This window comes from Rhodococcus sp. C26F (genome assembly GCF_053345925.1).
In genome coordinates this window covers 301,024-311,739 of record NZ_JBKFBA010000004.1, presented here as the reverse complement: position 1 = coordinate 311,739, position 10,716 = coordinate 301,024, and the positions used below count along the sequence as shown (strand labels likewise).

10 protein-coding genes are annotated in these 10,716 nt (G+C 69.4%); 7 read left to right on the top strand and 3 right to left on the bottom strand.

The genetic code is table 11. The features are described 5' to 3' along the window. Window positions 1-77: 77 nt before the first annotated feature. Genes ACLBYD_RS08375 through ACLBYD_RS08365 form a run of 3 tightly spaced genes read left to right on the top strand, consistent with a single transcriptional unit; the run spans window position 78 to window position 6,030 of the window. Window positions 78-4,886, top strand: coding sequence for an NAD-glutamate dehydrogenase (locus ACLBYD_RS08375; RefSeq protein ID WP_447816054.1), 4,809 nt, complete (start codon window positions 78-80; stop codon window positions 4,884-4,886). Between the two features lie 3 nt (window positions 4,887-4,889). Continuing rightward, window positions 4,890-5,324 (top strand): acyl-CoA thioesterase, encoded by a 435-nt coding sequence (locus ACLBYD_RS08370; RefSeq protein WP_447816053.1) that lies wholly within the window; start codon window positions 4,890-4,892, stop codon window positions 5,322-5,324. 10 nt (window positions 5,325-5,334) lie between these two features. Then, window positions 5,335-6,030 carry a hypothetical protein gene (locus ACLBYD_RS08365; RefSeq protein WP_447816052.1) on the top strand — a complete coding sequence of 232 codons (696 nt, stop codon included), beginning with the start codon at window positions 5,335-5,337 and terminating at the stop codon, window positions 6,028-6,030. A 7-nt stretch (window positions 6,031-6,037) separates the two neighbouring features. Here ACLBYD_RS08365 and ACLBYD_RS08360 read toward each other — a convergent pair whose 3' ends face one another. Further along, window positions 6,038-7,675, bottom strand: coding sequence for a glycoside hydrolase family 13 protein (locus ACLBYD_RS08360; RefSeq protein WP_447816051.1), 1,638 nt, complete (start codon window positions 7,673-7,675; stop codon window positions 6,038-6,040). An 84-nt stretch (window positions 7,676-7,759) separates the two neighbouring features. On the opposite strand from ACLBYD_RS08360, the gene ACLBYD_RS08355 reads away from it, so the two are divergent. Beyond that, window positions 7,760-8,179 carry a cupin domain-containing protein gene (locus ACLBYD_RS08355; RefSeq protein ID WP_447816050.1) on the top strand — a complete coding sequence of 140 codons (420 nt, stop codon included), beginning with the start codon at window positions 7,760-7,762 and terminating at the stop codon, window positions 8,177-8,179. A gap of 63 nt (window positions 8,180-8,242) precedes the next feature. On the opposite strand, the gene ACLBYD_RS08350 is transcribed toward ACLBYD_RS08355, so the two are convergent. Next, entirely contained in the window at window positions 8,243-8,635 is a 393-nt protein-coding gene (locus ACLBYD_RS08350; RefSeq protein WP_006551125.1) for a globin, read from the bottom strand. 186 nt (window positions 8,636-8,821) lie between these two features. Here ACLBYD_RS08350 and ACLBYD_RS08345 point away from each other — a divergent pair, with 186 nt between their 5' ends. Genes ACLBYD_RS08345 through ACLBYD_RS08335 form a run of 3 tightly spaced genes read left to right on the top strand, consistent with a single transcriptional unit; the run spans window position 8,822 to window position 10,243 of the window. Beyond that, window positions 8,822-9,451 (top strand): HNH endonuclease, encoded by a 630-nt coding sequence (locus ACLBYD_RS08345; RefSeq protein ID WP_080597645.1) that lies wholly within the window; start codon window positions 8,822-8,824, stop codon window positions 9,449-9,451. 59 nt (window positions 9,452-9,510) lie between these two features. Then, window positions 9,511-9,783 carry an aa3-type cytochrome oxidase subunit CtaJ gene (gene ctaJ / locus ACLBYD_RS08340; RefSeq protein WP_016691850.1) on the top strand — a complete coding sequence of 91 codons (273 nt, stop codon included), beginning with the start codon at window positions 9,511-9,513 and terminating at the stop codon, window positions 9,781-9,783. Further along, window positions 9,770-10,243, top strand: a complete 474-nt coding sequence (locus ACLBYD_RS08335; RefSeq protein ID WP_085467951.1) for a DUF5130 domain-containing protein — start codon at window positions 9,770-9,772, stop codon at window positions 10,241-10,243. Before ctaJ ends, ACLBYD_RS08335 begins: the two co-directional genes overlap by 14 nt. Before the next feature lie 96 nt (window positions 10,244-10,339). On the opposite strand, the gene ACLBYD_RS08330 is transcribed toward ACLBYD_RS08335, so the two are convergent. Then, a partial coding sequence (locus ACLBYD_RS08330) for an ERAP1-like C-terminal domain-containing protein (RefSeq protein ID WP_447816048.1) occupies window positions 10,340-10,716 on the bottom strand: 377 nt, incomplete at its 5' end.

Sequence of the window (10,716 nt, the reverse complement as noted above, 5' to 3'; positions counted from 1 at the left end):
CGCGCCGCGGATAGGCTCGATCACGAGTCCGTCCGCGGCGCGCGGTGTATCCGCCCGACAGAGCAGGAGGGGTGTCGATGGCCGATCCGGCTGTGGCGCAGACACATTCAACGGGCAGCGATGCTCCCCCCGAGGCCGTTCTCGAGCGGATCTACCAGAGCTCCGGAGAGTTCACCACCGACCAGGGCGCAGCCGCACTCGAGCACGCGCGCCTCGGTCGCCACCGTGCCCCGGACACCGCTGTCGTCGGCGTGCGCCGCACCGACGGCATGGGTGTCGCCGTGCAGATCGTCACCGACGACATGCCGCTGCTCGTCGAATCGGTGCTGGCACTGCTCTCCCGGCTGGGTGTCTCGGTGGGGACGGTCATCCATCCCGTCCTGTCGGCGCGTCGCACCGCCGAGGGCGACCTCGAGAGCCTGACCGACGAAGGCGGAGGGGCTTCGGGTGGAGCCGCCGAATCGTGGATGCACATCGAGTTGCGTGGGCCCGTCGACGACGAGTCGGTCGAGGAGATCGATCACGGCCTGCGGCGCGTGCTGTCCGACGTGCGGCAGGTGGCGTCGGATTCCGGGGAGATGCACGCCCTGCAGCGCGACCTCGCGGACGCGCTCGACGGCCTGGCCGCCGATCCGCCCGCGCAGTACACGGCCGAGCAGCTCACCGAGACCGCCGAGCTGTTGCGGTGGTTGAGCGGCGGGAATTTCACCCTTCTCGGCTACCGCCGCTACGACTTCGTGCCCGACGGCGGCGACGACCACGTGCGTGCGACACCCGTACCCGGAAGCGGGAGGGGAGTGCTGCGCACGGACGCCTCGGTCGCGGACCCGCTCGACCTGCCCGGTGAGGTCGGCGCGGGCCGCCGCCCGCTGCTCGTGCTCACCCAGGGCGCGCTTCCTGCCACCGTGCACCGGTCCGTCTACCCGTACTTCGTCGGCGTCGTCCGGCTCGACGCCGACGGCGCGGTCGTCGGAGAGGACCGTTTCCTCGGTGTCCTCACGGTGACCGCTCTGCACGAGAACATCCTCGACATCCCCGTGGTGTCGCGCCGCGTGCGGGAGGTCGTCGCGCGGGCGCGGGTCGAGCTGTCGTCCTACAGCGGTCAGGCGATGCTCGAGATCATGCAGACGGTGCCTCGCGCGGAACTGTTCTCCATGGACACCGACACCCTCTACGAGACCGTCACCGCAGTGGTCGACATCCGCCGGCAGGTGCGGTTGTTCGTCCGTGTCGACACCTACGGGCGATACATCTCGTGCCTGGTCTACCTGCCGCGCGACCGCTACACGACGAAGGTGCGCGTCGCGATCCAGGACATCCTGTTGCGGGAGTTCGGCGGCGGCGTACTCGACTACACCGCGCGTGTCTCCGAGCGCGACCTCGCGTTGCTGCATGTGACCATCCGGTTCTCCGGTCGCGCGCGTCGCGAGGTGGACACTTCCGAGGACAACCGTCTGCGGATCCAGGCGATGCTCGCGGAGGTGACCCGCAACTGGGCCGATCGGCTCGGTGAGGCGGCGGCCGCGACAGGCGATCTCGATCCGTTGCTGGTGCAGCGGTACTCCGAGGTCGTGCCCGAGGCGTACAAGGAGGACTTCGGATCCGAACGCGCCCTGGACGACCTGCGGCGTCTGGAAAGGCTCGACTCCGGTGATCTCGACACGCACCTGTACCGTCCGGGATCCGAAGATCCGTTGTCGTTGCGCTTCACCCTGTACGTCGCGGACGAGACGGTCACCCTCGGCCGGATCCTCCCGGTGTTGCAGAGTCTCGGTGTGGAGGTCGTCGACGAGCGACCCTACCGGTTGCCACGATCGGACGGAATCGACTGCTGGATCTACGATTTCGGGCTCTGCCTGCCCGAGGACATCGAGCCCGACATCGTCGAGATCGATCCGACGCTGGCCGGTCGTCTCACCGACACCTTCACCGTGGCATGGCGGGGTGCGGTCGAGACCGACCGGTTCAACCAGCTCGTGCTGCGCGCCGGGCTCACCTGGAGGCAGGTCGTGCTCCTCCGGGCCTACGCGAAGTACCTGCGCCAGACCGAATTCCCGTACAGCCAGTACAATATCGAAGGTGTGCTGCTCGGCGCCCCGCGCACCGCGGCCCTGCTCGTCGGACTGTTCGAGTCCCGGTTCGATCCGGAGAACGCCTCCGCCGAACGCGAACAGCAGATCGCCGAGGAACTCACGACCACGATCGCGGAGGTGACCGCACTGGCCACCGACCGCGTCCTCCGGGGGCTCTTCTCGTTGATCCGTGCCACCCTGCGCACCAACTTCCACGTGGCCGGCGGGATCGGGCACGAGCGTCCGGACGGCCGGGCGTTGTCGCTCAAGTTCGAGCCGCGGCGGATCGCCGAACTACCCCAACCGCGACCGGCTTTCGAGGTGTTCGTCTACGCTCCGGCCGTCGAAGGCGTCCACATGAGGTTCGGTCCCGTCGCCCGCGGTGGTCTGCGCTGGTCGGACCGCCGGGAGGACTTCCGTACCGAGGTGCTCGGCCTGGTCAAGGCGCAGGCCGTGAAGAACGCGGTGATCGTGCCCGTGGGGGCGAAGGGCGGCTTCGTCGTCAAGCACTCGCCCCGTCCGACCGGCGACGCCGAGGCGGATCGTCGCGCCGTCCGCGAGCGCGGCGAACGGTGCTACCGGTGCTTCATAGCCGGTCTGCTCGACATCACCGACAACCTCGATGCCGCCCGCAACGAGACGGTCCCGCCGCAGCGGGTCGTGCGTCACGACAACGACGACCCGTATCTCGTGGTGGCCGCGGACAAGGGCACCGCCTCGTTCTCCGACCTCGCGAATTCCGTTGCGGCGGAATACGGTTACTGGCTCGGCGACGCGTTCGCCTCCGGTGGCTCCGCCGGCTACGACCACAAAGAGATGGGCATCACCGCGCGCGGTGCGTGGGAGAGCGTCCGGCGTCACTTCCGCGAACTCGGATCCGACCCGCAGACGGACGATTTCACCGTGGTCGGCATCGGCGACATGAGCGGCGACGTCTTCGGAAACGGCATGCTGCTCAGCCGGCACATCAGGCTCGTCGCGGCCTTCGACCATCGGCACATCTTCCTCGATCCCGATCCCGATCCGGAGCGGTCGTTCGAGGAGCGGCGCCGGTTGTTCGAACTGCCGCGGTCGTCGTGGAAGGACTACTCGGCAGAGCTCATCGCGGCCGGGGGCGGGGTGTGGGACCGGACGGCCAAGTCGGTTCCCGTCGGTCCCGAGGCGCGGGCGGTGCTCGACCTGCCCGACGACGTCACGGAACTCCCACCGCCCGAACTGATCCGCGCGATCCTGCGCGCACCCGTCGACCTGCTGTGGAACGGCGGTGTCGGCACCTACGTGAAGGCGTCGACGGAAACCCACGCGGACGTGGGGGACAAGAGCAACGACGGCGTGCGCGTCGACGGGCGGGAGCTGCGCGCCCGGGTCGTGGGCGAGGGCGGCAATCTCGGTGTCACGCAACGCGGCCGCATCGAGTTCGCCCGTGCCGGCGGGAAGATCAACACCGACGCGATCGACAACTCGGCCGGTGTCGACAGCTCCGACCACGAGGTCAACATCAAGATCCTCCTCGATGCCATGGTGACCGCCGGTGAGCTCGCGGCGGAGGACCGCAATCCGTTGCTCGCGTCGATGACCGACGACGTCGCCGAACTCGTTCTGGCCGACAACATCTCCCAGAACGCCGTGCTCGGCCTCGAACGGGCCGTCGCGCCGTCCCTGCTGGGGGTGCACCGTCGGCTGCTCGCGGCCCTCGAACTCGATCGCGGTCTCGACCGCGACCTCGAGGCCCTGCCCGACGAGGCCGAGTTCGACCGTCGCGAAGCGGCGGGGGAGGGATTGACGTCGCCGGAGCTGTCGCAGCTCCTCGCCCACGTCAAGCTCGCCCTCGTCGACGACCTGCTCGCCACGGACCTGCCCGACAGCGAGACCTTTGCGGCGATCCTGCCCGCCTACTTCCCGTCCGCGCTGCGCGAGCGGTTCCGGGCCGGGATCCGGGCGCATCCGCTGCGTCGGCAGATCGTCGCGACCATGCTGGCGAACACCACCGTCGACAACGGCGGCCCCACCTACGTCTACCGGCTCGCCGAGGAGGCCGGGGCGACGGCGACCGACGCCATCCGCGCTTACGCCGCCGTCACCACCATCTTCGGGTTGCCGGCCCTGTGGGACGAGATCCGGGCCGCCGGGCTGCCTGTCGACATCGAGGACGACCTGCTGCTCGAATCCCGCCGTGTGCTCGACCGGGCGTCGCGCCGGCTCCTCGCCACGCGGCCGCAGCCCCTCGCGGTCGGTGCCGAGATCAGCCGCTACCGCGACGCCTTCGCGCGTCTCGCCCCGAGGGTCGCGGACTGGATGCGCGGGCACCACGCCGAGGACTTCGTGCGCCGCACCCGTCCGCTCCTCGAGCGGGGAGCACCGGAGGAGCTGACGGGCGTCGTCTTCCGGCTCCTCGACCAGTTCCCGTTGCTCGACGTCATCGACATCGCCGACATCGAACAACGCGACGAGGCGGAGGTCGCCGACCTCTACTACGCCCTCGACGCGCGACTCGGCGTCGACCGCCTGCTTACGGCCGTCTCCGGTCTCGAACGGGGCGACCGCTGGCATTCGCTGGCGCGCCTCGCGCTGCGCGACGACCTGTACGGCTCGTTGCGTTCGCTCGTCCTCGACGTGCTCGCCGGCGCCGAACCCGGGGAATCGACCGAGGAGATGATCGAGGACTGGGAGTCGTCCAACGGATCCAAGCTCGTCCGTGCAAGGGCGGCGCTCGACGAGATCTTCGCGTCTGGAAGTCTGGACCTCGCCACCCTGTCGGTGGCGGCACGACAGATCAGGGGCATGGTGCGCACGGGCGCATCCGATCGGAGGTAACGAGTGAGCGGTGCGGGCGAACAGTTCGGTTTCCACACCGAGGTGATGGTGCGGTGGTCCGACATGGACGTCTTCCAGCACATCAATCACGCGCGGATGGTCACGCTCCTCGAGGAAGCACGGATCCCGTGGCTGTTCGCAGACGGTCGCCCCACCCGCGATCTGCGCGAAGGCGCCGTCATCGCCGACCTCCACGTGCGCTATCGCGGGCAGTTGCGCCACGACGACGGTCCGCTCGACGTGCTGATGTGGACCGAGAAGGTGCGGGCCGTCGACTTCACGATCGGGTACGAGGTGCGGCCGGGCAGTGCTCCGGTCGACTCGGCGCCGGCGGTGGTCGCGTCCACCCAGATCGCGGCGTTCGACATCGAGACCCAGCGCCTGCGCCGGCTCAGCGACGACGAACGCGAGTTCCTGCGTCAGTGGCAGCGCAATTGACGAGGCCGACGTGACCGACGACCGGATCCGACACGCAGAGCGTCTCCTGACGCTCGCCGGCCCCGACGACAGCGTCGACCTCGCCGCATTCCTGGCCCGGGCCGCGCGTCTCGACGAGGCTGCCGTGGTGCGGTTGCGCCGCCGCGGCGACGGATTGCTCGGTGTGTGGACGCGCACCGGTTTCGAGGTGCTTGCCGGACGCGTCGTCCGCGGAACCGTGGCTCCGGCCGACACCTGCGTGGCCGCCGAGTCGCTGCGGGCCGCGCTCCTCGCCGGGTCCGAACCGCGCACCGAGGTCGACCCGGGCTGGGCGATGGATTCCGCCTGGCGCGGCGCACTTCCGCCCGACGACGGCTACGTCCACGTCGACGACGTGCCGGCCCGAATCCTCGTCGAACTCGCGCAACGCGGCGTCGCGCTCACCCGCGAGCACGGCGCGCAGGGACCGCCGGCGTCGTTGCTCGCCCAGGAGGTTCTCGAGGTGAGCGGCGCCGGGACGACCGTGGGTGTGCCGATGCGCATGGTGTTCGCGCTCGGTGCGATGGGCTTCGTGCCGGGTGCCGGTCGTGACAGCGTCGACTCGACGGGTATCGATCCCGCCGAGGTGGTCCGAGTGCGGGCGCACGCCACCTGGATGCGCCTCGACGCCCGCTTCGGGTCGGTCTACCTGCGACGCGGCGGGGGGCTCGGTCTGAGCGTCCTCTGACGAGGTCTCACGCCAGCCAGGCGGCGGCGTCCGGTGGCAGTGCGTGTCCGGTGAGCGGCGCACTCGCGAGCAGCACCTCACCGGCAGGCAGATCGACCGCGACGTCGCCGGCGTTGAGCACACAGGTCAGGCCGTCGGAACGGCGGAAGGCCAGGCACCCCGCCGGGCTTCCGTACCAGCCGATCCCGCCGCCCTCGGATCGCCCTCGCTCCGTGCTGATGGATCGCCTTCGCTCCGTACGGATCTCGATCGCCTGGCGGTACAGCGAGAGCGTCGAGCCCGCATCCTCGAGTTGCTTCTCGACGGTGAGCGCCGACCACTCCGGAGGCTGGGGCAACCACGTGGACCCGCCGGAGGTGAACCCGAAGGGTGGTGTTTCGCCCTCCCACGGCAGCGGCACGCGGCATCCGTCACGTCCGCGTTCGGTGTGGCCGGATCGCTCCCAGACCGGATCCTGCAGCACCTCGTCGGGCAGGTCGACGTTCGGCAACCCCAGTTCGGCACCGTTGTAGACGAACACCGCTCCCGGGAGCGCGAGGGCGACGAGGATCATCGCGCGTGCCCGCGCGAGCCCGACCTCACCGCCTCCGTACCGAGTGACCTCGCGGTCGACGTCGTGGTTCGACAGCGTCCACGTCGGTGAGGCCTGCACCGACGTCACCGCCGCCAGGCCCTTCTCGATCGCGTCGCGGACGGCGTCGGCGTCCCAGTCCGACAGCGTCAGGTGGAAGTCGAAGGCGAGATGCAGTTCGTCCGGGCGCAGGTACTCGGCGAACCGTTCGTGGTCGTCGACCCAGATCTCACCGATCGCCACCGAGTCCGGATACTCGTCGAAGACCCGCCGGATGCGGCGGTGGATGTCGTGCACCTCGGGATTGTTGAACCGCGGATCCGCGGGGGAGTGCCCGAGCAGTTCGTTGGTCTCCCACCCCTCGTGATCGGGAAGATCCGCGGGCTTGGCCATGCCGTGGGCCACGTCGATCCGGAAACCGTCCACGCCTCGGTCCAGCCAGAACCGCAGGGTCTTGTCGAGATCCTCGACGACCTCCTCGTCGTCCCAGTTCAGATCGGGCTGCCCGGGAGCGAAGACGTGCAGATACCACTGACCGGGCGTGCCGTCGGGTTCGGTGATGCGGGTCCAGGCCGGCCCGCCGAAGACGCTCGGCCAGTTGTTCGGTGGTGCGCTGCCGTCCGGTCCGCGCCCGTCGCGGAAGTGGAAGCGCCGGCGTTCACGGCTGCCCGGCCCGGCTTCGAGCGCGGCCCGGAACCAGCGGTGCTCGACGCTGACGTGGTTCGGCACGAGGTCCATCACCACCCGGATGCCGCGCGCGTGGGCGTCGGCGACCAGCGCTTCGAGATCGGCGATGTCCCCGAACAGCGGGTCGATGTCGCGGGGATCGGAGACGTCGTAGCCGTGATCGGCCATCGGTGAACGCATCACCGGGTTGAGCCAGATCGCGTCGACACCGAGCAGTTCGAGGTAGCCGAGGCGGCTGCGCACACCCGCGAGGTCGCCGATGCCGTCACCGTTCGCATCGACGAACGAGCGGGGATAGACCTGGTAGAAGACCGCGTTGCGCCACCACGGCGCCGTCGGGTCGCCTCGTCCGGAGGTCGGTGCTGCGGGGTGGGCCACGGGACTCATCGTGTCAGACGACAGGGCGAAAGGCAGGGCGAACGGTGCCCGCGGCCGTTCCGCCGGGACGGGCCGCATGATAGGACGAACGGCATGAATACGACATCGATCGTCGCGGTCCGACTGGACGATGTGGAGTTGCGCGACGACCCGATCGACCCTGCGTGGATCCGCGAGGGCGCCCCCGTGGCACGCAGCGGTCAGTGGGCGACCAGCGCCGACCGCACCACCACCACACACGTGTGGGACTGCACGGCCGGTCGCTTCGACTGGCATTTCGGCGTCGACGAGATCGTCCACATCGTGGAGGGCTCGGTCGTCGTCTCGTCCGCCGACTCCGAGCCGCGCACCTTGCGTGCCGGGCACGCGGCGCTCTTCCGAGCCGGGACCACCGCTCTGTGGGAGGTCCCCGAATACGTGCGCAAGCACGCCATCCTGCGTCGGCACCTGTCTCCAGCGGCGCGGTTCACCCAGAAGGTGGAGGACCGCCTGCGCCGGATGCTGGGCCGCTGACCCCGGACACGCTGACCCCGGACACGCTGACCCCGGACACGCTGACCCCGGACACGCTGACCCCTAGATCGGGGAATTCATCATCGAGTCGGCCGCCATGTTCATGTAGTCGACGAGCTGCCGACGGTGCTCGTCGTCGAGCGTCTTCTCGTCGATCGACGCGATCGCGGTGTGCATGCACCGCAACCAGGCGTCGCGCTCGAGCGGCCCGATCCGGAAGGGATGATGACGCATGCGCAGCCGCGGGTGGCCCCGCTCCTCGGAGTAGGTGCGCGGGCCGCCCCAGTACTGCTCCAGGAACATCCGCATGCGCCGTTCGGCCGGACCGAGATCCTCCTCGGGATACAGGGGCCGGACGATCTCGTCCCGTGCGATCTCCTCGTAGAACCGTGCAGTGAGCCGGCGGAACGTCTCGGCGCCACCGACCGCCTCGTAGAAGGTCTGCTCGTCACTCATCTGTATTCGTTCACCGTCCCTCTCGACCGTCCATTGTGCCCGCTCCCGACCGCACACCGCCCGACGAGCCGTGCCGGGCGGGACCGTCACCGGATGTTCACCGGCCCGACCTGGACCGGTCCGCTGATTTGGGGTGCGATTCGGGAGCATCCGTGGTCCACTGTTCCCAGTCTTTTCGGAGGTCGTATGAAGCACAGCAGCAGCTCGCATCGACAACTCCCGCCCGCGGACGCCCCTGCAGGGGTGCCGGGGGCTACCACACTGCGCGTGGTGCACGACAGCACCGCGACGGTACCCGACTGGTTGAAACGTCGAGTGTTGCTGCTCAACGCCACCTACGAGCCGCTCACCGCCCTGCCCGCCCGCAGGGCCGTGGTCCTGATGGCCGGGGGCAAGGCCGATACCGTGCACGACGATCCGCTCGCCCCGCTCGTGCGATCGGCCGAATGGTCAGTGCAACTGCCGTCCGTGATCCGTCTGCGCAACTACGTGCGCGTTCCGTATCACGCGCGGGTGCCGCTCACCCGGGCCGCGCTCATGCACCGCGACCGGAACCGGTGCGCCTACTGCGGAGGCAAGGCCGAGACGATCGACCACGTCGTGCCGCGCAGCCGCGGCGGCGAGCACACCTGGGAGAACTGCGTCGCGTGCTGCGCGCCGTGCAACCATCGCAAGGCCGACAAGCTGCTCACCGAACTCGGATGGACCCTGCGTGTGGTGCCGAATCCGCCCAAGGGCCGGCACTGGCGCCTGCTCGCGACCCTGCCCGAGTTGCACCCCACCTGGCTGCCCTATCTGGGGGAGGGCGCGGCCTGATCGGGTCGTTCTCCGGGGCGTATGAGGCCTTTCGGGCCCGGCTGGGCTAACGTTTGGCTGTGAGCATTCTCGAGACAACCCTGATCTTCGTCGGCATCCCGCTGCTGATCGTCTTGGTCTTCGGTGGGCTGTCCTTCGTCATGAGCAAGTACCCGGGCTCCACGCCGTCGGACGACCCGTACACGCTCGACCGGAAATGGGAGCACGGACCGCTCCTGTGGACCGCGACCGACGAATCGACCCATCCCTGGAAATACCCGCATCATGGTCACGGTCATGCCGCTCTGACCTCGGCGGAGCTGATCGGAGGTACCGCAAGTGGCAAGTGGTGACGTGATCCAGCGTCCGGCCGTCGCGCCGGAGAACCTGCCGCACGGTGCGGCACTCACCGCGAGCGGACGCATCTCCGCCGTGCGCGGTCTCGGTCAGGCCTTCACGGGTGCGCCGTTCAAGGACCGCGACCTCATCACCCTCGACGACACGCTCACGCACGCGATGCGGATCACCAACGTGCGGTTCACCGTCTACATCGGTGACGACGTGAATCCGGCCGCGGCGACCGACGCCCTGCTGCCGACGACGCCGGACGCCGACAACTCGGTCCTCGTCGCCGTCTTCCCGAACCAGCGGAGCATCGAGGTCCGCTCGGGTCGCACCGCCGCCGACCGCGCCACCGACCGGGTGCTGCAGCTCGGCATCACCGCGGCCGTGTCGTCCTTCGGTCAGGGGAATCTGCTCGACGGCATCACCAGCGCCGTCCGCGTCATCGCGAACGCCATGGTCGCTCCCTGATACGGAGCCCACGACCATCTGTGGCCCGCTGCCNGGCAGCGGGCCACAGTCGTCTCATGTGGGCACCGCCCACAGTCGTTCGGTGAGGTCGGTGCGTCAGGACGCGTCGAACGCGCGTGCCTTCAACGAGCGCACGACCCCGGCACGACCCTCGACGACGAGCCGGCGCAGGGCCGGCGGATGGTCGCCGGCGAGGAACTCGTCTGCCGCAGCCACCGACTGCTCACTGATCGACCACGACGGGTACAGCCCGATCACGACGGTCTGCGCAACCTCGCTCGAACGGCGCTCCCATACTCCCGGCACCTCCGCGAAGTACCGCGCGACGTACGGTTCGAGCAGTTCGCCCTGACCGGCCGGGGCGAAACCGCCGATCACGGCGCGCGCCGTGATGTTCGGGACGCTGTCGTCGTGCACGACCGTCTGCCACACCTGTTCCTTGACGGCCTCCTGCGGACGCGCCGCGCGGGCGG